Origin of the sequence: Saccharothrix longispora, assembly GCF_031455225.1 — a bacterium.
Lineage (GTDB): Bacteria > Actinomycetota > Actinomycetes > Mycobacteriales > Pseudonocardiaceae > Actinosynnema > Actinosynnema longispora.
Map to the genome: position 1 here is coordinate 3,522,676 of NZ_JAVDSG010000001.1, position 23,035 is coordinate 3,545,710.

General features: G+C 70.7%; 23 protein-coding genes and 1 pseudogene. 16 read left to right on the forward strand and 8 right to left on the reverse strand.

The annotated features are described in order from the left end of the window. Positions 1 to 135 precede the first annotated feature (135 nt). From J2S66_RS14285 to J2S66_RS14295, 3 genes are read left to right on the forward strand one after another with little or no spacing between them, the layout of a single operon-like run. On the forward strand, positions 136 to 747 hold the full coding sequence (locus tag J2S66_RS14285) for a DUF6230 family protein (protein WP_310307502.1): 612 nt from the start codon (positions 136 to 138) through the stop codon (positions 745 to 747). Next, positions 747 to 1,094 carry a DUF6114 domain-containing protein gene (locus J2S66_RS14290; RefSeq protein WP_310307503.1) on the forward strand — a complete coding sequence of 116 codons (348 nt, stop codon included), beginning with the start codon at positions 747 to 749 and terminating at the stop codon, positions 1,092 to 1,094. Before J2S66_RS14285 ends, J2S66_RS14290 begins: the two co-directional genes overlap by 1 nt. Further along, positions 1,070 to 1,549: a hypothetical protein gene (locus tag J2S66_RS14295; protein ID WP_310307504.1), complete on the forward strand. Its 480-nt coding sequence runs from the start codon at positions 1,070 to 1,072 to the stop codon at positions 1,547 to 1,549. Before J2S66_RS14290 ends, J2S66_RS14295 begins: the two co-directional genes overlap by 25 nt. Here the strand turns inward: J2S66_RS14295 and J2S66_RS37160 are convergent. After that, positions 1,546 to 2,979, reverse strand: coding sequence for an EF-hand domain-containing protein (locus tag J2S66_RS37160; RefSeq protein ID WP_374726080.1), 1,434 nt, complete (start codon positions 2,977 to 2,979; stop codon positions 1,546 to 1,548). The genes J2S66_RS14295 and J2S66_RS37160 overlap by 4 nt on opposite strands. A gap of 618 nt (positions 2,980 to 3,597) precedes the next feature. Here J2S66_RS37160 and J2S66_RS14310 point away from each other — a divergent pair. Further along, on the forward strand, positions 3,598 to 3,930 hold the full coding sequence (locus tag J2S66_RS14310) for a response regulator (protein ID WP_310307507.1): 333 nt from the start codon (positions 3,598 to 3,600) through the stop codon (positions 3,928 to 3,930). A 137-nt stretch (positions 3,931 to 4,067) separates the two neighbouring features. On the opposite strand, the gene J2S66_RS14315 is transcribed toward J2S66_RS14310, so the two are convergent. Further along, entirely contained in the window at positions 4,068 to 4,223 is a 156-nt protein-coding gene (locus J2S66_RS14315; RefSeq protein ID WP_310307508.1) for a hypothetical protein, read from the reverse strand. Positions 4,224 to 4,407: 184 nt separating this feature from the next. Then, complete coding sequence (locus J2S66_RS14320; protein ID WP_310307509.1) at positions 4,408 to 4,671, reverse strand: hypothetical protein; 264 nt, start codon at positions 4,669 to 4,671, stop codon at positions 4,408 to 4,410. A gap of 110 nt (positions 4,672 to 4,781) precedes the next feature. Between J2S66_RS14320 and J2S66_RS14325 the strand changes: the two genes are divergently transcribed. Further along, positions 4,782 to 5,411 (forward strand): 3-deoxy-7-phosphoheptulonate synthase, encoded by a 630-nt coding sequence (locus tag J2S66_RS14325; protein ID WP_310307510.1) that lies wholly within the window; start codon positions 4,782 to 4,784, stop codon positions 5,409 to 5,411. 69 nt (positions 5,412 to 5,480) lie between these two features. Here J2S66_RS14325 and J2S66_RS14330 read toward each other — a convergent pair whose 3' ends face one another. Continuing rightward, a complete protein-coding gene (locus J2S66_RS14330; RefSeq protein WP_310307511.1) occupies positions 5,481 to 5,888 on the reverse strand; it encodes a hypothetical protein in 408 nt (135 codons plus the stop codon). A 280-nt stretch (positions 5,889 to 6,168) separates the two neighbouring features. Between J2S66_RS14330 and J2S66_RS14335 the strand changes: the two genes are divergently transcribed. The 3 genes from J2S66_RS14335 (at position 6,169) to J2S66_RS14345 (ending at position 8,037) form a co-directional block, all read left to right on the forward strand. Continuing rightward, a complete protein-coding gene (locus tag J2S66_RS14335; protein ID WP_310307513.1) occupies positions 6,169 to 6,654 on the forward strand; it encodes a cellulose-binding domain-containing protein in 486 nt (161 codons plus the stop codon). Further along, the gene (locus J2S66_RS14340; RefSeq protein WP_310307514.1) at positions 6,651 to 7,118 is read left to right on the forward strand and encodes a cellulase family glycosylhydrolase; all 468 of its coding nucleotides are present in this window, start codon (positions 6,651 to 6,653) and stop codon (positions 7,116 to 7,118) included. Before J2S66_RS14335 ends, J2S66_RS14340 begins: the two co-directional genes overlap by 4 nt. Positions 7,119 to 7,212: 94 nt before the next feature. Next, positions 7,213 to 8,037, forward strand: coding sequence for a CobW family GTP-binding protein (locus J2S66_RS14345; RefSeq protein WP_310307516.1), 825 nt, complete (start codon positions 7,213 to 7,215; stop codon positions 8,035 to 8,037). 137 nt (positions 8,038 to 8,174) lie between these two features. Here the strand turns inward: J2S66_RS14345 and J2S66_RS14350 are convergent, their stop codons facing one another. Beyond that, entirely contained in the window at positions 8,175 to 10,928 is a 2,754-nt protein-coding gene (locus tag J2S66_RS14350; RefSeq protein WP_310307517.1) for an AfsR/SARP family transcriptional regulator, read from the reverse strand. 147 nt (positions 10,929 to 11,075) lie between these two features. Between J2S66_RS14350 and J2S66_RS14355 the strand changes: the two genes are divergently transcribed. Together J2S66_RS14355 and J2S66_RS14360 are read left to right on the forward strand one after the other, a co-directional pair. After that, positions 11,076 to 12,455 (forward strand): tachylectin-related carbohydrate-binding protein, encoded by a 1,380-nt coding sequence (locus tag J2S66_RS14355; protein ID WP_310307519.1) that lies wholly within the window; start codon positions 11,076 to 11,078, stop codon positions 12,453 to 12,455. Positions 12,456 to 12,482: 27 nt separating this feature from the next. Next, complete coding sequence (locus tag J2S66_RS14360; RefSeq protein ID WP_310307521.1) at positions 12,483 to 13,814, forward strand: tachylectin-related carbohydrate-binding protein; 1,332 nt, start codon at positions 12,483 to 12,485, stop codon at positions 13,812 to 13,814. Here J2S66_RS14360 and J2S66_RS37165 read toward each other — a convergent pair. Together J2S66_RS37165 and J2S66_RS14365 are read right to left on the reverse strand one after the other, a co-directional pair. Beyond that, entirely contained in the window at positions 13,720 to 14,256 is a 537-nt protein-coding gene (locus J2S66_RS37165) for a transposase (protein ID WP_374726081.1), read from the reverse strand. The genes J2S66_RS14360 and J2S66_RS37165 overlap by 95 nt on opposite strands. Before the next feature lie 15 nt (positions 14,257 to 14,271). Continuing rightward, positions 14,272 to 14,929: pseudogene (locus tag J2S66_RS14365) on the reverse strand (transposase family protein). 346 nt (positions 14,930 to 15,275) lie between these two features. Between J2S66_RS14365 and J2S66_RS14370 the strand changes: the two are divergent. Both J2S66_RS14370 and J2S66_RS14375 read left to right on the forward strand, forming a co-directional pair. Further along, positions 15,276 to 16,427, forward strand: coding sequence for an alkaline phosphatase PhoX (locus tag J2S66_RS14370; RefSeq protein ID WP_310307523.1), 1,152 nt, complete (start codon positions 15,276 to 15,278; stop codon positions 16,425 to 16,427). 473 nt (positions 16,428 to 16,900) lie between these two features. After that, the gene (locus tag J2S66_RS14375; RefSeq protein WP_374726082.1) at positions 16,901 to 17,440 is read left to right on the forward strand and encodes a three-helix bundle dimerization domain-containing protein; all 540 of its coding nucleotides are present in this window, start codon (positions 16,901 to 16,903) and stop codon (positions 17,438 to 17,440) included. Here J2S66_RS14375 and J2S66_RS14380 read toward each other — a convergent pair. Then, complete coding sequence (locus tag J2S66_RS14380) at positions 17,340 to 17,909, reverse strand: putative 2OG-Fe(II) oxygenase (protein WP_310314794.1); 570 nt, start codon at positions 17,907 to 17,909, stop codon at positions 17,340 to 17,342. The two genes, J2S66_RS14375 and J2S66_RS14380, sit on opposite strands and share 101 nt — an antisense overlap. Before the next feature lie 417 nt (positions 17,910 to 18,326). Here J2S66_RS14380 and J2S66_RS14385 point away from each other — a divergent pair, with 417 nt between their 5' ends. The 4 genes from J2S66_RS14385 (at position 18,327) to J2S66_RS14400 (ending at position 22,568) form a co-directional block, all read left to right on the forward strand. Beyond that, positions 18,327 to 19,382 carry a YncE family protein gene (locus J2S66_RS14385; RefSeq protein WP_310307526.1) on the forward strand — a complete coding sequence of 352 codons (1,056 nt, stop codon included), beginning with the start codon at positions 18,327 to 18,329 and terminating at the stop codon, positions 19,380 to 19,382. 67 nt (positions 19,383 to 19,449) lie between these two features. Then, positions 19,450 to 20,139 (forward strand): hypothetical protein, encoded by a 690-nt coding sequence (locus J2S66_RS14390; protein ID WP_310307528.1) that lies wholly within the window; start codon positions 19,450 to 19,452, stop codon positions 20,137 to 20,139. Beyond that, complete coding sequence (locus J2S66_RS14395) at positions 20,129 to 21,391, forward strand: MFS transporter (RefSeq protein WP_344959977.1); 1,263 nt, start codon at positions 20,129 to 20,131, stop codon at positions 21,389 to 21,391. The genes J2S66_RS14390 and J2S66_RS14395 overlap by 11 nt, the downstream gene beginning before the upstream one ends. A gap of 10 nt (positions 21,392 to 21,401) precedes the next feature. Further along, positions 21,402 to 22,568, forward strand: coding sequence for a DNA glycosylase AlkZ-like family protein (locus J2S66_RS14400; RefSeq protein WP_310307531.1), 1,167 nt, complete (start codon positions 21,402 to 21,404; stop codon positions 22,566 to 22,568). Positions 22,569 to 23,035: the final 467 nt, after the last annotated feature.

The following is a 23,035-nucleotide window of genomic DNA, read 5'->3' on the forward strand; positions in this document are numbered from 1 at the left end:
ACCCAAAATGCCGTTCATCCCTTCGAGTGGTCCCGTGCCGATCTTTCACTCGAACCGGTTGCGCAGGCGCTTCGTCCCCCGACGATCCCCCTACGGTCGGCCTTCGCAATACCGCTCCCTCCGCGGAAGGCCCCCATGTCTGACGACCGCACCACCCCGTTGACCCCAGCACGAGGCCGGACGCGGTGGTTGCGGTTCACCGTCGTGCTCATCACGAGCACCGGCCTCGCCGCGGGGTTGGTCACCGCCACCGCCACCGCAGCCGTCCCCACCGCCTTCGCGTTCTCCGGCACGAATTTCAAGTTCTCCGCCAAGCGGGTGGAGGGCGACGGCTTCGCCCAGTTCGTCGGCATCGGCGAGGACCAGGACGCGGTCGTGGTCACCAGCATCGGGTCCGCCCGGGTCGAGGACCTGTGCTTCTCCGCCCTGGTCCCGAGCCTCGTCGGGGAGGTGACGATCGTCGCCAGGGCAGGCGGCGACGAGGCGGTCGAGGCGAGCGATCTCGTGCTCAACCTCTCCGACATGCACTCCGACGCGACGCTCACCAATCTGGTGCTGGGAGCGGACGCCGGCGAGGTCGACCGGGGCGCGCGCGGCGTCACCGGGAAGGACGGCGACTACGCCCACCAGGCGGACGCGATCGTCATCGACGACCTCAGGTCGACGTCCGGTACCACGACGGCGGGCGTCTTCAAGCTCACCGGCCTGCACATCACCGCGGTGCCCGGACGCCAGGAGTGCTTCTGATGGTCACGCGGTTCACCCGGTGGCGTGGCGAGCGCCCGTTCTGGGCAGGGCTGCTGGCGGTGCTCGCCGGGGTGGAGGTCCTGCTCGTCCCCGTCACCGGCTACCGGTTCCTCCTCGTCCAGGGCATCGGCGGGATCGGCTCGGTGCTCGTCGCCGCCGGCTTGGTGGGCGGCGGTGTCGCGCTGTGGCACCGGCCCGCGCGCAGCGTCGCAATCGGCGTGGCGGTGATCGCCCTCGGGTTCGTCGCCTACGTCGTGGCGAACCTCGGCGGGTTCCTCGTCGGAACGGGGCTGGCCCTCGTCGCCGGCTCGCTCGCGACGGCGTGGCACGCGGGCCGACCGGCGTGATCGGCCGCCTGTCCGCGGTGGTCCTCGTGCTCGGTGCCACCGCGATGTGGCCCGTGCAGGAGACCTGGCCGATGGTGGAGTCGTCCGCGCCGACCGACGTGACGCGCGGGTTCATCCGCGCCCGGACCGCCGTCGCACACGACGTCCGCTACGAACAGGGCTCCCGGGTCGTGCTGCGCATGGGATCGCTGGAACTGCTCGACGCCGAGCTGGTCCCGCGGCCGGGTGTGGTGATCCGCGTCGGAAGCTCCCGCTTTTCCGGCGGCGTGGTGCTGGAGGCGGAATCCCTGTCGGGCAAGCTGTTCGACGGAGTGCCGATCACCCTCACTGCGAACCCGCTCCCGCTGTCGCTGCCCGCGCCGTCGGTCACGTTGACCGACGTGGTGGCCGAGGACGTGCGGCTCGACGCGTCCACCGCGACGGTGAGCCGCTTCACCGTCGAACGACAACGCTAGCCGGAAGACCCGCCACCGCTTCGGCCCACGGGATCACGCGAACGAGCGGCCCATCCACCAGTGCCCGAGGCGTCCGGATCGGTGCTGGACCAGAACTCCACGCACGCGCGGATGAACTCCTCGGCGGTGAGGTGACCGTCGCCATCGGCGTCGAGGTGCGCGAACGCCTCGGCCGCCTCGGCCTCGGTCAAGCCAGGGAAGTGCCCTCGCAGGAACACCGCGTACTCGTCCGGGCTCACCCGGCCGTCGACGTCGGTGTCGGCGATGGCCAGGGACGCCTCCGCGAGCGCGTCGACGCTGGCACGTGCGGCCTCCGGGTCGTCGGACAGCGAACCGGTGGAGCTGACGAACTGCTCGCGTGAGATGGCGTCACCCCCGCCGGGATGTGCGGCAGGTGCAGGTCGTGCCAGATCCGCAGGTTCCAGGCCAGGTGCCGGACGGTGTGGTGGTGGCCGAGGATGGCGGCGGTGCGTTGGGTGGCCAGCAGGGTGGCGTGCTCGGCCTCCAGCCGAGCCAACGCAGCCGTGGGGTCGGGCAACGGGTGCGGGTGCACACCGGGCGCGGGCGGCTTGGGCGACAGGAGCGCGCGGTGGGGGTCCAGGAGGCGGTCGGCGGCGTGGGCGGTGTGCAGGTGGAAGTCCACCACCCGGGTCAGGGCCGCTTCCCGCACGTGCTCGGGCAGGGTGGTGTCCGCGGCGTAGCGGCGGACCAGGTCGTGCATCGCGTAGCGGCCACCGGGCCGCCGTTCCAGTAGCGAGGCGTTCTCCAGCCCGCTCAGCGTCCTGCGGGCGAGGCGGTCGGGCAGGCCGGTGAGGGCGGCGGTGGCGGGCGGGGTGGGTGTCCGGGCCGGGGGCGATGCCCAGCAGCACGAACACGGTGCGCTGGGTGTCGGTGAGGTGGCGCAGGGACCAGGACAGCACGGTGGGCAGGCTGGCGGACAGGTCGATGTCGTGGTCGAGCGCCTCCAGCCCGAGGTCGCGCAGCTCGGCGGCGGCCTCGGCCAACGCGATGTCGGGATGGGGCCCGGCGGTGCGCGCGATGATCGACAACGCCAGCGGGTGGCCCCCACACAGCCCGATCAACTCCTCCACCGCCTCGGGTTCGGCGGCGACGCGGTCGGCGCCCAGGCGGGCGGCCAGCAGGCCGCGGGCCTCCTCCGGGGACAGGACGTCCAGCGGTAGGTGGCGGGCGCCGTACCGGTCGATCAGCGAGGCCAGCCGGTGACGACCGGTAACCAGCACCGTGCAGGACGGCGAGCCGGGCAGCAGCGGGACGACCTGGTTGGCGGTGGCAGCGTTGTCCAGCATGATGAGCATCCGCCGCCCGGCCACCAGGCTGCGGTACAGCGCGGCCTGGGCGTCGAGGAACCCGCGCACCGCCACCGCCGGCTCCACCGGCTCGCCGGTGGGACTGAACCCACGCAGGTCCACGAACAACTGCCCGTCGGGAACCGCTCCAGCCGGCGGTGCGCCCACGCCAGCGCCAGCCAGGTCTTGCCGATGCCCCCGACACCGCCGATCGCCGACACCAACACCGTCGCTCCCTGCCCCGAACCCGCTGGGTCGGCGGGCGCTGTGGTGGCGGTCAACACGCGGTCCAGCCTGGCCAGCTCCGCGCTCCGCCCGGCGAACAAGGCCGGCGAGGCGGGCAACTGCCGCGGCACCACCGGCGCGGGCGGCAGCGGCGCGGCGTGCAGCGTCACGTCGCCGTGCACCGCACCAGCCTGCACCACCACGCCCACGGTCCCCGACACCATGTTGCGGACCTGCGCCGGGCCGTCGTCACCCGCGTCGGGCGGCGGGTCCTCCGACGCGGGGTCGTCGGGCTGCCGCAGCTCGGGCGTCACCACCGCGGGCACCTCCCGTTCCGGCCGCCAGTCGATGGCGCACAGCGTGGCACCGCCCCGCCGCTGCGCCGGCCGGCGGCGGCGGAATTCACCCGACCGGCATCGGCTTACCCGCATAACGACGGCTCCACCGGCCCGGACGTCGGGCGACCGGACCACTGCGCCGCTGACAGGCGACCGACGCCCCGCCCCTGACACTCCGATGACGCCTCGCAGCCAGGTGCTCGCCCAGATCAAGGCCGACGAGTCGCTGCACTCGATCCCCGTGATCGTGCTGACCTCCTCGCAGGCCGAGGCCGACGTGCTGGCCAGCTTCAGCAGCCACGCCAACGCCTACATCACCAAGCCCCTGACCGCCGAGGACTTCGCCGCCGCCACCGTCTCGGACAGCGTGTCGCACACCGGGATGCCCAGCCGCGCGCGTGCCAGATCAAGTACCTGTTGCGCTCGGGGTTCGCACAGCCCGGTGGGCACCCCAGCACCACACGCTCGAGGGTCGTCCCGATCAGCAGCTCGTATTCGACGTTCGTCGTGAAGCCGGCAACAGCACGACGTCGCGAGGAATCCAGAACATCGCCGCGCCCGCCGACCCGATCATCGCCAGCTCGGCGTTGACCTGGTCGGCGTACTCGCTTGCCCGGACTCCGCCTCGGGACCTCGGGGTCAGCATTACTAACGGCTCGTCCCCGCGCACCCGGCCTCGATCAGCTCGATCGCCCGTGGCCGCCACGAGCGGATCGTCCCGGCCACGGCCGTGGGCCCGAGCAGCATCACCGACGGCCGACCGGCCGGGATCGGCTCGCGGGCGTAGACCACCTCGACCGACATCAGCCGACCTCCCAACACCAGTTCGAACACCTTCGCGAAACGCGACATCCCGCGCCGGGACACGGCCGACTGCGCGGGGAACGCGTTGGTCCTCGTATTGCTTCGAAAGTGTCCGCTTGCCTGCACTTCAAGTCGCTGACCAGCGGGCTTGCCGCCCAACGGAAAGCAACCGCGTACTTTCGGTTCAATAGCAGTCGGCCCTGACGCCTCCGCGCGAATCCGGGCTGACCACCGCCAGGCGACGAGGTCGTCGGCGCCGGGCCCACTGGAGGGCTGCTTCCACGATGGCGTCCGGCCGCCACGAGATCACCGGGCTTCCGGCCTCGGGCGTCGGGCCGGCCAGGAACAGGTACGGCTGTTCGGGCAAGGGCTCACGCGCCATCACCACGTCGACGTGGTCGGCCAGGCCGAGGTGGACGAGCCGGAGGCACAGGTCTGCAGGAATCACGCCGCCACCGCCTCGACATCGCCGGTGCGGGCGTGGGCGGCGGCCAGTGCGGCCTCGACCACGGCGCGGACGACGTGTTGCGGTGTCCACGGCAAGGGCAAACCGTCGCCGTGTTCGCGGGGGACCCGATGCTCGCGCACTACGTCGCCGACACCGTGAGCTGGGCCGCGGTGGGCGCCCGCACCGTCGCCAGCCAGCCGCACCGGCACCTGGCGTCCTGGCTGCCGATGCCCGTGGGCATGAAGAACTCCGTCTCGGGCCGCCTGGACACCGCCGTCGACGCCATCCGCGCCGCCGGGCTGCCACACGCGTTCGCCGGGGTGGCGCCGGACGGGTGCCTCACCACTCTGCGGAGAGCGGGCAACCCGGACGCCCACCTGGTGCTGCGCGGCGGGTCCACGCCGAACTACGACGCCCCGAGCGTCGCCAGGGCCCTGGACGCCCTGGCTTCCGCCGCCCTGCCGGCCCGCGTGGTGGTCGACGCGTCGCGCGGCAACAGCGGCAAGGACCACAACCGGCAGCCGGTGGTCGTGGCCGACCTGGCGGACCAGGTGGCCGACGGCAACGAGGCCCTGGTCGTCGTGATGATCGAGTCCTACCTCGCTGGCGGGAACCAGAGCCCGACGGCGAGCCCGCTGCGACCGGACGTGAGCATTACCGACGCCTGCCCGGGCCGGGACCGCACCACCCCGTTGCCGACCACGCTCGCCCAGGCCGCACGCCGCCGTTGGACCCGCTGATCCCCTCTGGACGGATCTCGAACACCCTTCGGTGGCGGTGAACCCGCCGTGCGGCCGGGACGCGCGATGTCAAACGGTGATGTTGTACCTGATGGAGCAGTCGTTCCGCGTGCTGTTGGTGCAGACCCAGAGGTTGGCCCTCTTGCTGTCGTCGACGTTGAAGCCGCGGTACTCGCAGGGGTCCGGGGCGCCGTTGCCGTCGATGAGGACGTGGGTGTTCCCGCCGATCACCTCAAGGATGCCCACGGCGGTGCCGTTCTGCCGCGAGTTGTCGCAGACGAGCATCCTGTTGCCCACCGGTTCCCACCCCGCCATGTCACCGAAGCGATTGCTGACCGTCTGGTAGACCACGGCCGACGCTGTCGTGGAAAACCCCAACAAGGCGGCGACGACGATCAGGACACCGATCGAACCCATGCGTAAGCGCACTGCGCAGTCCTCTCCTGGCTGACATCGGTCGAAGAACCCGGTCAGCATACGAACTACTCGCCCAGCTCGTGAGGTAGCCGCCGCCGGGCCGGGAAGTGGTCGCTCGGCGTGACCAAGAGGGCGTATCGCCTGGGCCGTTCGCTACCGACCGTCACTGCGGGTATCGCCGTGCAGGACGTCCTGTACTTGCGCGGCCTTGTCTGTGTACGTTCCGACACGGACCTGGGAGCGCTCCCAGACAGCTGTTCGACACGAAGAAGCAAGGGCTCAGTGAGGCGCTCCACCGCCGTTCTTGCGGCCTGCGCGGCGGTCTTCGGCTGCGGCGACGATGTTGCCGCAAGCGACGGCCGCCGCCCAGGGCTGCAAGGTGGACTACGCCGTCACCAGTCAGTGGCAGGGCGGGTTCCAGGGCTCGATCAAGATCACCAACCTCGGGGACCCGATCAGCGGCTGGTCGCTCGGGGTCGTCTTCCCGAACTCCGCGCAGCGGATCACCCGGGGCTGGAACGCCACGTGGACGCAGTCCGGCTCCACGGCCACCGCCACCAACGTCGACTGGAACCGGTCGCTGAGCACCGGCGGGTCCACCGACCTCGGTTTCGTCGGCTCGTGGTCCGGCAGCAACCCCGTGCCCACCTCGTTCACGCTCAACGGCGTGGCGTGCACCGGGTCGCCCACCACGACGTCCACCACCACGACCACCACGACGCCGCCGGTCCCGCGCACCCCGGTGGAGGTCAACGGCCAGCTGCGCGCGTCTGCGGCGTCAACCTGTGCAACCAGTACAACCGCCCGATCCAGCTGCGCGGCATGAGCACGCACGGGATCCAGTGGTTCGACAAGTGCTACAACAACGACTCGTTGAACGCGCTGGCGAACGACTGGAAGTCCGACCTGTTCCGCATCGCGATGTACGTGCAGGAGCAGGGCTACGAGACCAACCCGAGCGGGTTCACCAACCGCGTGAACAGCCTGGTCGACATGGCCGAGGCGCGCGGGATGTACGCGATGATCGACTTCCACATCCTCACGCCGGGTGACCCGAACTTCAACCTGCAGCACGCGAAGACGTTCTTCGCCTCCGTGGCCGCCCGCAACGCCAACAAGAAGAACGTGATCTACGAGATCGCGAACGAGCCCAACGGCGTGAGTCTGTCACCCGTCTGCATCAACGCCCGCTACCGAGCGCAACAACATATTGGGCCATGCACATGTATGTCACATCTCCACGGCCACCCGCCCGGAGCAGTGACGTCCGATCAGGCGCACTTGAACTGAAGGTGATTGTCGTTTACAGCACAGGCATGGCTCCTCCGTCATCCTCGTGGCCGGGTTCGGCGAGCACGTCGTGGCCGAGGAGGTGTAGCGGGCGTTGCCGGGCTCGGTGCTGGTCCGCCACGACCTGAGCAGGCTCGCCGAGGACGCGGTGCGCCGCTGGGTCGACGGCGTGCTGGGCAAACTGCACTTGGAGCACGGCTGCGTGTCGTGCACGATGCGACTGGACCTGTTGCCGCTGCTGCGGAGCCTGTACGGGCCGGTGGTGGTGCACCTGGACCCGGCACTGGAGCCCGAGGCGGTGTGCTTCGCGCTGATGGACGAGCCGGTCCGAGTCGAGGCCGTCATCACGGTCGTGGACCGCGCCACCCGGCTGGCCGACGCGACCGGCGGCGACCTGCCGGCCGACCGCGGACTGCGCGCGGCCCCCGGCGACGACCGCACCGCGGCACAACTGGTCGTGGGCCAGGCCCTGGTGCCCACCGGACCGGAGGACGTACGGGTCGGCGCGATCCTCGACCGGCTCAACTCCACCGCCGCACGGCAGGGGTTGGCGCACCTGGACGTCCCGGCGCTGCTGGCCGCCATCCCCGCCGACGCCCGGCGCGGCGAGGTCGACGACACCTTCGGCTCCGTACTCCACGGCGAACCGCCGTCGGAGTCCGCGCACGGCGTGCACCTCGTGCACTTCACCGCCCACCGCACCTTCCACCCCGCCCGCCTGCACCGCGTGGCCACCGCACTGTCCCAAGGCGTCATCCGCGTCCGGGGCGTCGATCCCGTGGTGGCGTCGCGCGATCCCGGCCGGTGCGGAGGTCGTGGGATGGTGTGGCGTGATCCGCTTTATGCGGAGAGGATCGCTCCGGTGGTGGCGATGATCGTGTGCTTGGTCTCGGTGAGCACGTGTTGCACTCATCCCTAACACGAGTCCACCCGGACGGGGTATGACTCTTCGACCGTGCGTGGCGATTCGCCCCTACGCGTCATCCCCTTGGTGTCCGACGAATGCGGACACGACGGCGGGCAATATTTCACTCACATATGTATCTGCGTCGGTGATCACGTCCGGCAGCCGAGCCCGTCGAGCCACCGCCGCACCCTGGCCGCGTCCTCGGTCAGCCCCGAGTCGCGGTACACCCGCAGCGCGGCCCGCCACGCCGCACGTGCCCGGTCGTGGCGCCCCAGGGCTGCGTGGGGGTGGCCGACGCCTTCCAGCGACTGCGCCTCCTGGAAGGTGTCGCCGATGCGGTGGCGCAGCGCCAGCGCCTGCTGGTAGCGCTCCACCGACTCGTGGTGCCGGCCAACGCGGTGGGCGATGTAGCCGAGGCTGTCCAGGGTGGCGGCCCGACCGTCCGGATCGTCCTGGTTCTCGTACAGGGCCAGCGCGGCCCGGCAGTGCTCGCGGGCGGTCGCGTGGTCGCCCGCGCGGGCGGCGCACCAGCCCACCAGGTTGAGCGCGCGGGCCGTCCACACCGTGTTGCCCAGTTCGCGGTAGAGGTCCAGGCAGCGGTGGGCGTGGTGGAGCGCCGGCTCGTGCTCCTCCCACAGGTCCCGGGCGTTGGCCAGGGCGAAGTGGGTGTGCGCCCGGCCCGGTCGGTCGTCGAGCGCCTCGGCCGCGGCCAGGGCCCGGTCCAGGTGCGCCACGGCCAGGTCGTGCCGGCGCAGCGCGGAGTGGGCGCGGCCGAGGCTGCGGTGGGCCCGGGCACGGACGGCCGTGTCGTCGAGGTGCTCGGCGGCGGCCAGGCCGGCGGACCAGGTGAGCACCTGGTCCTGCAGTAGTCCCCGCCGGTGGTGGAAGGTGTCGAGGCACCAGGCCAGCTGCCACACGACGTGGTGGCGTTGCTCGGTGGCGGCGGTGTGCTGGGCCGCCAGGAGGCACGCGTGTTCGGCGTCGAACCACGCCAGCGCCGCCGCCTCGTCGGGCAGGGGGTGTGGTTGCGCGCAGGACGGGGGCAGCCGGAGGGGTGGCCGGTGGGGGTGCAGCAGCCGGTCGGCGGCGTGGGCGGTGCGCAGGTGGAAGTCGACCACGCGGCGCAGCGCTTCCCGGCGGTCGGAGTTCGGGAGGCGGTCGGCGGCGTCGGCGGCGTAGCGGCGGATCAGGTCGTGCATCCGGTAGCGCCCGGTGGGCGTCCGCTCGACCAGCGAGACCTGCTCCAGCGCGCGCAGGGCGCTCCGGACCCGGGAGCGGGGCAGACCGGCGAGCGCGGTGGCGGCCAGCAGGTCGGTGTCGGGGCCGGGTGCGGTGCCGAGCAGGCTGAACAGCTCGTCCTGCTCGACCGTCAGCGCCCGGCGTGACCAGGACAGGACCGCGGGCAGGCTCGCCATCGGGTCCCGCTCGTCCAGCACGTCGAACGCGCTGTCGTGCAGCTGGTCCACCAGCGAGGCCAGCGGCAGCCCCGGCTGGGCGTGGGCGTGACCGGCGATGACGGTGAGCGCCAGCGGGAACCCGCCGCACAGCCGCACCAGCTCGACGACGGCGGCCGGTTCCGCGTCGACCTGGGCGCGGCCCAGGCGCCCGACCAGGAGGTGGCGGGACTCGGCGCCGGTCAGCGGGCCGAGTACGAACTGCCGGGCGCCGAACCCGGCGACCAGGCCCGGCAGCCGGGCGCGGCTGGTGATCACGACCGCGCACGAGTCGTCACCGGGCAGCAGCGGCACGACCTGGGCCGCGTCGGCGGCGTTGTCGAGCACCAGCAGTGCCCGCCTTCCCGCGAGCAGGCTGCGCAACAGCGCCGTGCGCGCGTGCTGGTCGACGGGCATGCGGGTGGGCTCGACGCCGAGGGCGCCCAGGAAGCCGCGCAGCACCGCCGCGGGTTCCAGCGGCGGCCCGTCCGGGCTGAACCCGCGCAGGTCGACGTACAACTGCCCGTCGGGGAAGCGGTCCCGGTGGCGGTGCGCCCACAGCAGCGCCAGCGACGTCTTGCCGATTCCGCCCGCACCCGCCACCGCCGAGATCACCGCGGCCTTGCGCACCCCGCCGCCCAGCGCGGCGTCCAACGCCCCCAGCTCGGGGCCGCGCCCCACGAACACCGGTGGTGCGGCGGGCAGCTGCGCGACGCCGACCTCCCGCCCGCCCGCGCGGGGACCGCGGTCGAGCACCGCCGCGTGCAGCCGGCGCAGTTCCGCGCCCGGTGAGAGCCCCAGTTCCCGGTCCAGCACCCGCCTGGCGTCCGCGTACACCTCCAGCGCCTCCGCGGAGCGCCCCATCCGGTGCAGCGCCGTCATCAGCAGGGCGCGCAGGTCCTCCCGGAAGGGGTGCTCGACGACCGCCTCCCGCGCCACGGCCGCCGCCTCGTCGTGGCGCTCCAGCGCCAGCAGCGCCCGCACGAGGTGCGCCCGGGCGGTCAGCCGGCGCTCGCCGAGCCTGGCCCGCACCGCGTCGACGTCCGGGCCGTCCAGCCCGGCGAACGGCTCGCCGCGCCACAGGGCCAGGGCCGCCGCGAGGTGCCGGGCCGCGTCGGCGGGTTCCCCGTCCGCGAGGGCGCCCGCGCCGCGCGAGACCGCGTCCTCGAAGCCGAAGACGTCCAGCTCGTCCCGGTTCACCCGGATGGTGTACTCGCTCCGGCCGCCGACGATCCGCCCCGGGTCGGCGACCAGGCGTCTCAAATCCGACACGTAGGTCTTGACGTTGCCGGGCGCGGAGCGCGGGGGCGTGGCGCCCCACAGCTCGTCGACGATGCGGGCGGTGCGCACCGGTTCGTTGGCGTGCAGCAGCAACAACGACAGCAGCAGGCGCGGTTTGCGCGCGGCCAGCGGCGTCCGCGCGCCGTCGGGCCGGACCACGTGCGCACTGCCCAGGACCTCGAACAACATGGTCGTGCTCCCCCACCGAGGCAGTTCCCCCCACCGCCGGTACCGCCAAGGTAGCGCAGCGCGACGCCCGCTGAACCCTGGCTGAACCACCGCGCGGCACGCTTCGCCCGCACCACGGCCGAACCCCGATCCCAGAGAGGCGCCACCATGCCCGGAAGAAGTGCCCCGCCCGCACAGAACGCGTCCGGAAGAAGACCGTCACCGGTCCGCGGGTTCCTCACGGGGCTGCGGACCAGGGCGGCGCTCGTCGCGTTCGCGGTCCTGCTCAGCGGGGTGGCGACCACCACCACCCGCGCCACCCCCGCCCTCGCCGATGCGTCCTGCTCGGGCAGCGTCTCGGTCTACGGCGTCCTGGCCGACGGCAGGCTGACCTACACCGCCGTCGACCCGGACAACGGCAACATCCAGCGCGTCGTCGTCTCCACCAGGACGCTCGGCTTCACGCCCAGGGCGATGGCGACGCTGAACTTCAACACCGTGCTCGTCACCTCCACCGCCGGTGTCCTCTACCGGGTCGACGTCATCACCAACAGCAGCAGCCTGGGGTTCAACGCGCCGGTCGAGGTCGAGCGCGGCTGGACCCACGACCTGCTGGCCTACGACGGTCACGGCCACCTGTACGGCACGACCTCGGGCGGCGCGCTGCTGCAGTACCTGGTGTCGCGGGACAAGCCGGGAGAGGCGCAGATCGGGCAACGCCTGGAGATCGGCAGCGGCGGGTTCGTCCTCAAGACCCTCACCGCCGCCGGGGACGACCGGCTCGTCGCCACCGCGGCGGACGGGCAGCTGATCGCCTACGCCGTCTCCTCCACGGGCGGCTACACGCGCGCCCAGCTCGACGACCGCGGGTGGCAGAGCTTCGAGAACCTCGTTTCGCCCGGCGGGGGCCTGTACTACGGCAAGAACCCCGACGGGGCCATGTACTGGTACGAGGACGCCAACCCCACCGACGGCTCCGGCGCGGACATCGCCTACCACCTCGACGACCCGGTCGCCTCGCGCGGCTGGACCCAGATTCTGCTCTCGGCCGATCCGGGCACCTGCGCCTACACCCCGCCGGCGAACCCGCTGCGCGGCAGGATCGCCACGCTGGCCACCGGCGAGGTCGGCACCGGCGAGGCGAGCTGCGACAAGTACCACTCTTCCTGCGACCAGGGCGCGATCGACTGGTGCGCGATGTTCGCCACCTGGACCTGGGCCGCCGCCGGGGTCTCGAACGTGCCGCGCGGCACCTTCGTCGCCCGCGCCCTCGGCAGGTGGGGGGTCGAGCACGGCCTGTTCAAGTCCCGGACCAACAGCACCCACGGCAGCCCCAAGCCCGGTGACTGGGCCATCTACGGCGCGCCGGACGGCACCACCGGCGGCCACGTCGACGTGGTGACCGCGGTGCACCCGGATGGAACGCTCACCGTGGTCGGCGGCAACGTCAGCGACCGGGTGACCCGGCGCGTCATCGACCCCGACACCGCCCGCTCCGGCGCGGACAACGTGCTCATCTCCGGTTACGTCTCGCCGCCCGGCGCCTGAACACCGCCGCCCAGCCCAGGAGCCCCGATGCGCTTCACCCTGAGAACGTCGGCCGCCGTGCTGACCGTGCTGACCCTGTTGACCACCGGGAGCACCACCTCCCACGCGACCGCTTCGTCCGATCCCGCGGCCGAAGCCGCCCGGACCAGGGCGCTGGCCGCCTACCCCACCGTCCCCTGCGTCAGCGGTGGCCCCACCGCGGCGGACGCCGCCGCCGCGACCCGGCTCAACGGCGTCCTGACCGGGTCCCTGCAAGGCGCCATGACCGCCTACCGGGTCTCCTGCGCCCGCGCGGTCGTCAACGCCGTGCAGCGGCGCGGCCTCGACGAACGGGCGGCGGTCATCGCGATCACCACCACCATCGTCGAGTCCACGATCATGAACATCAGCGAGAAGATCGACCACACCAGCCTCGGCCTGTTCCAGCAGATCGACTCCTGGGGGTCGGAGACCAACCGGCTCAACCCCACCTGGGCCACCAACGCCTTCCTCGACGCGATGGAGGACTTCTACCCCGACGGCAGTTGGCGCACCGCGCCGATCGGCGACGTCTGCCAGCGGGTGCAGCGATCCGCCTACCCCGACCGCTACCGGCACCAGGTCGCCGACGCCCAGCGCATCGTCGACGAACTCGGCGGCCCCGCGGCCTCCACCGTGTCGGTGTACGGCGTGCTCGCCGATGGCAGGCTCACCTACTCGACCATCAACCCGCAGACCGGCGACCGGACCAAGACCGTGGTCTCGACCGACACCCTGGGTTTCATGCCGAAGGCGCTGGCCACGCTCAACTTCAACACCCTGCTGGCGACGTCGCCCGGTGGCGTGCTCCACCGCGTCGACGTCATCACCAACAACACGTCCCTCCAGTTCGCCACCCCCACCGCGCTGGGCGGCGGCTGGACCCACGACATGCTGACCTACGACGGCCACGGTCACCTGTACGGGATCGCCGATGGCACCCTAATGTCCTACGTGGTGTCCCGCCCCAAGCCCGCGACCAGCCAGATCGGTCAACGCGCGGTGATCGGCCCCGGCTTCACCATGCGCACCCTCGCCGCGTCGGGCGACGACTGGCTGGTCGGGATCAGCACCGCCGGTGTCCTGCGCTCCTACCGGATCGCCGCCGACCACACCTGGACCGGCGCCACGCTGGCCGACCGGTGGAGCACCTTCGACCGGCTCATCTCCCCCGGATACGGCCTGTACTACGGCCAGACCGGCGACGGCGCGCTGTACCGCTACCTCGACCGCAACCCCTACGACTTCAGCGGAGCCGACCTCCAGTACTTCGGCAACGACCCCGTCGACACCAGGGGGTGGACGCAGGTCCTGCTGTCCGCGCAACCGTTCGCCGGCTGACCGAGCTTTGGGCACGACCAGGAGACCGTCCGGCCCCGTGGTGTGCGGGGCCGGACGGTCTTCGCGTCCGGCAGTGCTCGGCGCGGGTAGGACCGGATCTCATTCGGGGTTGTCGTGGGTCAGCGGGTCCAGCTGTCCACCGACGCCCGCGACCGGTCGATGGCCCGGCCGAGCCGAGCAGGTCCGGCAGTGTCCGGTGCAGTCGGACGAACACGTCCGCGGCCACCCACTCGGTGAACCGGCGGTGCGCGGTCGGAGCGCTGCCCCCGAACGGACCCGGCAACGCCGACCAGGCGCACCCGGTCCGCAGCACGCACAGGATCGACGCCGGCACCACGCGGTCGTCCAACCGGCGCCGACCCCCGCCCTGGTGGCGTTGCGGCGCGTCGGGCAACAACGGACGCGCCAACAGCCACAACGACTCCGGACACCACTTCTCCACACCACTGAGGTGCTTTCACCGTGGTTGGCGGCGGGTCCCGATGTGGTGCAGGACGAGGATGGCCGCGACGATCGCGGTGGCCCGGCGTGGGCAGCAGCGAGACGGCGCGTTCGCCGAGGGCTCGGATGCGGGCATGTGCCCGGTTGACCGCCTTCTGACCGCGTGACAGCCGGGGACGTGTGGCATGGCGCTTGAACGGGGTGCGCACCGTTCCGCCCGCACCCCGGTATGTCTTGTCGGCGAACGTCGTGACCTCGTGGGCGGTCGGCATGTCGACCAGGCCGTGGGTGCGGGCCGCGGTCAGGTCGTGCACGGCTCCGGGCAGTGCCGCCGAGACCCACACCAGCCGACCCGCCGGATCGGCGGGGACTTGGACGTTGACGCCGTGGCGATGGTGCTTGCCGGAGCAGTAGGGCTTCTGGTCGGTGGCGCGGTCGATCGGGACCAGGGTGCCGTCGAGGATCGCGTAGGCGAGGCGGGCGGCGTGTCCACCGGCGGCGAGGCGGGCGTGGCTGTCGCCGTTGCGCAGGTGCGCGAGCACGGGCAACGCCTGACGACCGGGGTCGAGCCGCCGCCACCGCGACCGACGTCGCACGCGCTCGGCGCGGATCAGGTCGCCCAGGCGGACGAGGGTGTGGTCGGACAGCGGAATCGCGGCAGGGCAGGACAGCACGGCGAGGCGCCCGGTCGGGGCATCGGATCCTGGTCGACTGCTGTCTTGCCGGGAGCCTCGCCCGCCGCGCTCCCACTGCTCAGCCCGCGCCGTGACCTGCCACGTCACGATGAAACGGCTCAGTGGGTGGATCGTTCGCCGATGGGCAACGGCTCCGAAATTCCTTCCATTGGAGGAATTTCACGTTATTCGGTGAAAGCGGTTCGACATCTGTTGCGGAGTGGTTCACCAACGGCCCCGCCCGCAGTTCACGTCCGCCCGCTTCCCTGTCCTGACACGTCGAGTGGACCAACGCCGGGCGCGCCACCGGAGCACCGCCCGAATCCCTCGACGGGAAGGAGCAGTCGTGGAACGTCGTACCTTCCTGCGCGCCGCTGTCGCCGGCGGCGGTTCGATGGCCTTCGGCTTCACGCTGTGGAGCGAGGCCCTGGCCTACCCGGCGAAGACCGGAACCAGCCCCTACGGCAGCCTCCGGACCGCCGACGCCAACGGCATCCAGCTGCCGTCCGGGTTCACCAGCCGGGTGATCGCCCGCTCCACCCGGACCGTGCCGGGCACGAGCTTCACCTGGCACAGCGCGCCCGATGGCGGCGCCTGCTTCACCGACGGCACCGGTTGGATCTACGTGTCCAACGCCGAAATGGGCAGCGGCGCGGGCGGCGCGAGCGCGATCCGCTTCTCCTCCACCGGTTCGATCACCGGCGCCTACAGCATCCTGTCCGGCACCAACCGCAACTGCGCGGGCGGCGGCACACCGTGGAACACCTGGCTGTCCTGCGAGGAGGTCGACCTCGGCTACGTCTACGAGACCGACCCGTTCGGCGCGAAGCCCGCCGTCCGCCGCGCCGCGATGGGCAGGTTCAAGCACGAGGCCGCCGCCTGCGACCCCGACCGCAAGGTGGTCTACCTGACCGAGGACGAGACCGACGGCTGCTTCTACCGCTTCGTACCCACCACCTGGGGCGACCTCTCGTCCGGCACCCTGCAGGTGCTCAAGGAGGCCAACGACGTGCTCTCCTGGGCCAACGTCCCAGACCCCGACGGCAACCCGACCCGCACCCGCAAGCAAGTCTCCGGCGCCAAGATCTTCAACGGTGGTGAAGGCGCCTACTACCGCAACGGGACGTGCTTCTTCACCACCAAGGGCGACAACCGCGTCTGGGCCTACAACGCGGTCGACAACACCATCGCCATCGCCTACGACGACAACCTCACCGCCAACCCGCCGCTCACCGGCGTCGACAACCTGACCGGCGCCGCCGTCGGCGACCTCTACGTCGCCGAAGACGGCGGCAACATGGAGATCTGCATCATCACCCCCGACGACGTCGTCGCCCCGTTCCTGCGCATCACCAACCAGGGCTCCTCCGAAATCTGCGGCGTCGCCTTCAACCCCGTCGGCAACCGCCTGTACTTCTCCTCGCAGCGCGGCACCAGCGGCTCCAGCAGCGGCGGCATCACCTACGAGGTCACCGGACCATTCCGCACCTCTGTGTGACCCCCCGGGCGGTGACGTGTCGCGGGGCGGACGGCAAGTCCGGCGGCACGTCACCCACCCCGGACCGGCCCCCTGCCGGAGGTGGGGTCGGCGCCACCCGGCACTCGTCCCGGAACGTCCCGGCCACGCGTTGCCGGGGTGCCGGGGTGCCGCGCTGCCGGGGTGCCCGACACCGGACTGGCAGCACGCCCCCACGTCCACACTGCCACTGGGGTTGACCCGTTCTGGCGGACAGGGTCGACGCGCCGGGTTCGACACCCAGCGCTGATTCGACACCCAGACCTCGCGCCACTGGCGTCACCACCGGCTCGGCGGGGCTCTTCGGCGCAGGTCGCGCAATGCCTTCGCCGTCGGACAGGCCACGCGCATCCCCGGTCAGGCCGGCGGTCGGTTCGTCCCAGGCCAGCCGGTAGCCGACCTCGGGGAACAGGCACATCGCGAGCGGGAAGTAGATCCCGGCCCGTGCCGCGCGGTTGGAGGAGCGGTTCGAAGGGGTGTTCGGCCCCGAAACGATCGAACGGTTCCTGCACTCCAGCTACGACCAGTTCGCCGCGTACAGCACGGTGCCCGACTTCCTGCCGTTGCCGGCCGAGCGGTTCGCGCGCCAGCGGTTGACCGCCCTGGCCCGCGTGGAGGGGCACGCCCACGACGGCAAGCCAACCGTGCTGTTCCTGTGCGTGCACAACGCCGGACGCAGCCAGATGGTGCTCGGGTTCTTCCAGCACCTGGCAGGCAACCGTGCCGTGGCATGGTCGGGCGGATCGGAGCCCGGCCACGAACTGGAGCCTGCGGTGGTGGCGACGATGGCCGGACGCGGGGTCCGCCGGGCCAGGATCCGCATCACCAGCCGCCGACTGGCGTGGTGTCCCGTAACGAGTGCTTCCGAACGCCCACCGGGGTCGAGGGGATTCCTCATGGCCGCCCTTCCGGGGGGTCGCCAAGCGAGAATCCGATGTTCCACGACAGCGATATCCGAAGGGAGTCGTCCCCGAACTCGGGTACGGCATGTTTGAGCCAGCCGGGGAACAGTACGAGCTCGCCCGGTTTGCAACGCAACCGGATGACATGCCCCTCTCCTCCGAAGGAGATTCCGGAGTCGTAGTACCCGATGCCCGTCCTCGGATCGAGGAGGTCGAGTTCGCAGGTGTCCGGCGCAGTGACGTAGTAGATGGCCGACAGCGCGGTGTTCGGATGGAAGTGGGCCTCGTGGCGATCACCCCGGCGGTAGACGCTGGCCCAACTGCGCCCAATCCCGACGGAGACCGAGGGCCGCTCTTCGGTTGTGTCGGCACGGCCGTCGGAGAACGCATCGTCCAGGTTTTTTCCCGCGATTTTCTCGGTGAACCGACGAGCCATCGCCAGTACCCACGAAGAGATACGGTCGGTCGCTTCCTCGCCCCATTCGACAAGGTCCGCCGAGGTCTCGGACTTGTAGTCGAACAGGTTCCGCGTGTTCTCGAGGCGCGCCAGCACGATGTCCACCAGCGAAGGATTCACCTCTGCGGCAAAATGGCAGGGAATGCGTGCGACGGGTGTCGGGAACGCCTGCATGATGGTTCCCGCCGTAGAATTCGCAGGGGAGACACCCGGCACCGTGGCCACAAATCCCCATTCCGTTGGTTCGTTCGTCAGCGGGACTGCACACGGCCCGCCACAGCGGATATGATCGACATTTTCACGATCCACTGTAGCGGCATTCGTGGCGCCGCGGTCGAGGTTGGTCCACCCGGCACCCCGTCGACCTCCGGATGGACCACGTGCACACGCAGAGTCATCACATCGGCCTGCGGGGCACTCCATACGGCCCACAGTCCGCCCGACGTGCACGCCGTACGTTGGGTACCGCCAAGCGTATTTCCGTCGATGACAACCATTTCGGTGATCACCAGGGAGACGACTGTGCGGAACATCCAATTATTCTCGACCGACACCGATGACGGCGTCATTTCCGTCGTGGCCAAGACGGGCCCGCGTGAGCATCGGACGGTGCAGCAGATCAGAGTCGGCAACGCTCCTCGGGGCGGCGTGAAGTTCACCAGCACGGGACGGGGGTTCGTCTGCAACACCAGCCAGAACACCCTTTCCGAGATCGACGCGGTGTCGCTGCGGGAGGTGCGGCGGATCGAGGTGGGGCACGGGCCGCGTGGCCTGGGTGTCCTGCCGGACGAGAAGTACGCCGTGGTGAGCAACTCCGGTTCGGACACCGTGTCGATCGTCGACCTGCAGGCCAACGTCGAGGTCCGGCAGATCGGGGTGGGCCGGGACCCGCGGCACATGATGATCACCAAGGACGGCCGATGGGCCTACGTGTGCATCTGGGGCGACGCCTACGTGAGCAAGATCGATCTGAGCGGTCTCCTCGACGGCGACGTCGAGTCCGTGCGCGAGGTGACCCGGATTCCCGTCGACGACCAGGCCCACCCGTACAGCCTCAACATCGACCCGAGCGGCCGGCGGGCGTTCGTGGCGAACACCCAGGCGACGTTCACCACCGTGATCGACCTCGACACCGACACCACGCACCGGGTCGAACTCGGCCACATCGGCGGGCGTGGCGTGGCATTCAGCCCGGACGGGCGGTACACGCTCATCACCGTCGAGAGCGTCAACCGGGTGTACGTGGTCGACGTGGAGTCGTTGGAGGTCACGCGGGACATCCCCGTGGGACCCGGGCCGCGCGGACTGGTGGTCGACGCCGAGGACAGCACGGCCTACATCACCAACTTCGCACGACCGACCTTCATCGCCAGCGCGCCGTCGATGCCGGGGTTCGCCTCCAATTCGCTCACCATGGTGGATCTGAAGTCGGCTCCACTGGACCGCCAGGAGGGCGAGTTCGACTACGAAGAGATCCCGGTCGGCTACGGGCCGTGCAGCGTGGTGATGTTCGACCTGGATACAATCCCCGAGGACGAGCGGCTCGACCGCCTTGACGAGGCCGAGTCCCGGCGATGATCGCCGACGGGTGTGCCCGCAGCGGTGGGTGCACCCGTCGCACACCGGAGGGGATCATCACACCAGCATGACCGAGGTCGTCTTCACGCCATTGCACCCTTGGGCGCTGCCGCCGGACGCCAACCGCGTCGACCGCGCCGCGGCACGTGCCGAACGCGACACGTACCGGAACCACTTCAGGTACAAGAGGATCGCCCGGCTGCCGGTGGACTGTCCGCCGTGGGTCATGGGACAGGAACTGGGGTGGCTGGTGCCTTCGCCGGTGTCGGTGACCCTGAGCCCCGTCGACGACATCGAGTTCGACCTGCCCGAGTCGGAGGAGCTGCGCGCCGTCGGGCGGAAGGTCAACCGCAGCGAGATGTGGCGCCGCGGCGATGGGTGGATCGCCACGGGCGACACCGACTGGATGCGCCTGCACGATTTCGCCACCCCGGACAACGGGTGGGAGAGCATGTTCCTGCCGAACGGTGCCGGCACGGTCGAGTGGCGGCTGGGCTGGGGCGTGCGCATCCCCGAGCGGTACTTCCTCCTGGTCATCGGGATCGGCGTGGAGGGACTCGACGTGCCCGCCGGCGTGCTGCCGGCCCGGACCGTGAACGCCATGGCGGACCGCGGCGGCGTCAGTGTCGCCATCCGCCCGACGGCACGGGTCCCGCTCTCCCGGGGAGCCCCCTTCGCGCGTCTGGTCCTGCTGCACCCGGATTCCCTGCAGGCCTCGGGAACCGTCGCCGTCGAGAAGGAACCCGATGCGCGGTAACGGTGCCCTCTCCACGCTGTTGCGCCCCCGAGTGCTGCACCTGCTGGCCATCGCACTGGTGGCCCGGACCTCCGGCGCGGTCATGCCGGTCACCCTGCTGGTCAGCCTCGCCCAGCCCTACGGGTACGGCATCGCCGCGGTCGTGAACGGCGTCTACATCGCACTGCTGGCGTTCGTCGCGCCGCTGCGCGGACGGCTGCTGGACCGGATCGGCCAACGCCGGGCCATCGTGCCCATGGCCGCCACCGCGATCGCGTTCACCGTGCTCACCGCGGTGAGCGTGGGCGCGCAATGGGCATGGGGCTGGACTTTGGTGACCGTCGCCGTCGCCGGTCTGACCAGTCCCCCTCTCAACGCCGCACTGCGCACCTCCTGGCGCACCGTCGTCAACGGTGAAGAAGGGCCGCTCAAGACCGTCCACTCCGCCGATTCGGTGCTGGAGGAGATGGGCTTCGTCATCGCACCGCTGCTGGCAGGGCTGTCCTTGACGGCCCTGCCACCCGACCGGGCATACCAACTCTCGGTTGCCGTGTACGTCGTGGTGGTCACGGCCTACCTGCTGGCCCTGCGGCGCTACAACCTCGGTGAACGCGTGGCGCCGTCTCCGCCCTCCGAGGCAGCGGGCACCCGGCGCCGCGCACATCGCTGGATCGGACCGCTGGCCGAACCGCGCATGCTGCTCATCCTGTCACCGCTTCTGCTGATGGGGTGCATCTTCGGCGGTGGCGCCATCTTCATCCCCGCTTTCACCCAGCACCTCGGTTCCTTCACCTGGACGGGGCCGCTGCTCGCGATGATCAGCGTGGGCGGGGTCGTCGGCGGCATCGCCTACGGCGCACTCCGCTGGGATGCCGACTTGTGGCGCAAGTACAAGGTGCTCACGCTCGGGTTCGCGATACCGTCGTGCTTCCTCGTGGCGGTCCGGCCGCTGTGGCTGTTGGCGCTGCTGCTGCTGTTGTCGGGCCTGTTCGTCACGCCGATCTTCATCAACGCCTTCCTGTTGGTGGACAGGGAGATCGCCGCCGACTCGCGCAACGAAGCCAACACCTGGATCTCGGCCGGCACCAACCTTTCCAACGCCGTCATCACGGTGATCGTCGGTTCCTACGTCGCCGGAGGCCGGTGGACCGCGGCGCTCGGTGTGCTCAGCGGGTGCGCGGCAGTGGGTCTGGCGGTCGCGTTGCTGACCCGCGTCCGGTCCACCACCGCACCGGCACGCGCACGACACGACACGGTCAGTTCGGTCGACTGAAGGACAGAGGTTGCCCCGCATCCGCGATATCGAGACGCTGTCGAGCGGTCAGGCACGCAACATCGCGCTCCGCGTGACGTCGGGACGTGCCGGCGATGCCGGCGACGTTCTGCGGCATCTGGTCAGCGTGCAACTCGACGCCATCACCGTGTTGGCTCCCGCGCACCAACTGACTCTCGCCGAACGGCTGCCCGGCAGCACGACGGGTGAGGTCGACTCCCTGCTCTGGCAGGCGGACGGCACCGTCGCGTTCGAGTATCCCGCTCACGCCGCAGCACTGGTCGCCGTCGAGGACTGGCCGCTGTGGGCGTTCCGCAGACGCCGATCCCGGATCCACCCGCAGTACCCGGACCCGGCGCTCCGCGACGACCTCCTGTCGAGGATCGGCTCCGAAGGCCCCCTGCCCCTGCGCTCACTGCACGACCAGGTCGGCACTGCGACCGGCTGGAACTGGAGCCCTGCCAAGACCGCGGTTCAACTCCTGCTCTGGTCCGGTGAACTGGCCTGCGTCCGTCGGGACCGGGCCGGGAATCGGCTCTTCCAGCTCCCCCCCACGGCGATCGGAGATCAGTACCTCACCGACGCGCTGACAGACCAGGAGTGTCTGCGCGCCCTGGTGGAGCGTGCCGGCCACGCACTCGGCGTCGCCACCGTGGACGATCTGGCGGACTACCTCCGGGTCACAGTGGCAAGCGTCAAAGCCGTTCTGCCCGACACCGAGCTCGTCCCCGCCGCGGTCGACGGTTGGCCACAGCCGGCGTGGGCGAGCGAACAGGCCCTGGCCTTCGTCGACACCGTTGCCGAAGGCGCGTCGTTCCTCGGTCCGTTCGACAACACGATCTGGTACCGAAAACGAGTCGCGCGCGTCTTCGACTTCGAACATCGACTGGAGGCCTACAAGCCCGCGACCAAGCGACAACACGGCTACTACGTCTGTCCCCTTCGTGTCGGATCCGATATCGTGGGCCGGGCCGACCTCGCCTACCGTGACGGAACCCTGACGATCATCACGGCAAGCCCGGACGCCCCGGCCGAATTCCTCGCCGCAGGCTTCTCCGCGGCCTGTGCACGATTGAGCGCGATGCTCGGCGCAACCGACATCACGGTCCTCGGCCAGCCGGCTGACACCCCGATTCCCGAAGCCCTCGAGCGCGCCATAGGCCTGTCGAACACGTGACCCCTTCCATCGTGGTCGGCGACGGATCCCATGGTGGTGCAGGAGGAGGATGGCCGCGGCGGCCCGGCGTCGGCACGGCGGCGGAGTTTGACCAGCACTTCAGTCTTCAAGATCTGTAACCACCCGGCCTTGGTCAAGTCCCTACGACCACGCCGCCTGACCGACACGGGCGCACTCTCGGCAAGCACAAGGTCAGTGCGGCAATCCTGACTTCGGCACGGGACTGTAAACGACACGAGCGGCTCTGGCGCACTTTCGGTGGTGACGATGAGTAGCCGGTCGGTTCGTGATCCTGTGATGGATGCCGATCCCCTTGCGGGAACGGCATTTCCGGGCTGTCGGTTCCGGTCGTTGGGTGCGCGGCGAAGGGCGGTAGTCGCGGTCCGCACCCTGGTTGTGGCCGTGCCGTCCGACGCCCGGCGCTGCGATGACGAAGGCATCGACAGCCCGAGCACCTTCCCGGCAAG

Excerpts from the sequence above, each read along its gene's own strand:
- J2S66_RS14285 (WP_310307502.1), top strand. The coding sequence starts at position 136 with ATGTCTGACGACCGCACCACCCCGTTGACCCCAGCACGAGGCCGGACG.
- J2S66_RS14290 (WP_310307503.1), top strand. The coding sequence starts at position 747 with ATGGTCACGCGGTTCACCCGGTGGCGTGGCGAGCGCCCGTTCTGGGCA.
- J2S66_RS14310 (WP_310307507.1), top strand. The coding sequence starts at position 3,598 with ATGACGCCTCGCAGCCAGGTGCTCGCCCAGATCAAGGCCGACGAGTCG.
- J2S66_RS14315 (WP_310307508.1), bottom strand. The coding sequence starts at position 4,223 with ATGTCGGTCGAGGTGGTCTACGCCCGCGAGCCGATCCCGGCCGGTCGG.
- J2S66_RS14330 (WP_310307511.1), bottom strand. The coding sequence starts at position 5,888 with ATGCTGACCGGGTTCTTCGACCGATGTCAGCCAGGAGAGGACTGCGCA.
- J2S66_RS14335 (WP_310307513.1), top strand. The coding sequence starts at position 6,169 with ATGTTGCCGCAAGCGACGGCCGCCGCCCAGGGCTGCAAGGTGGACTAC.
- J2S66_RS14340 (WP_310307514.1), top strand. The coding sequence starts at position 6,651 with ATGAGCACGCACGGGATCCAGTGGTTCGACAAGTGCTACAACAACGAC.
- J2S66_RS14350 (WP_310307517.1), bottom strand. The coding sequence starts at position 10,928 with ATGTTGTTCGAGGTCCTGGGCAGTGCGCACGTGGTCCGGCCCGACGGC.
- J2S66_RS14355 (WP_310307519.1), top strand. The coding sequence starts at position 11,076 with ATGCCCGGAAGAAGTGCCCCGCCCGCACAGAACGCGTCCGGAAGAAGA.
- J2S66_RS14360 (WP_310307521.1), top strand. The coding sequence starts at position 12,483 with ATGCGCTTCACCCTGAGAACGTCGGCCGCCGTGCTGACCGTGCTGACC.
- J2S66_RS14390 (WP_310307528.1), top strand. The coding sequence starts at position 19,450 with ATGACCGAGGTCGTCTTCACGCCATTGCACCCTTGGGCGCTGCCGCCG.
- J2S66_RS14395 (WP_344959977.1), top strand. The coding sequence starts at position 20,129 with ATGCGCGGTAACGGTGCCCTCTCCACGCTGTTGCGCCCCCGAGTGCTG.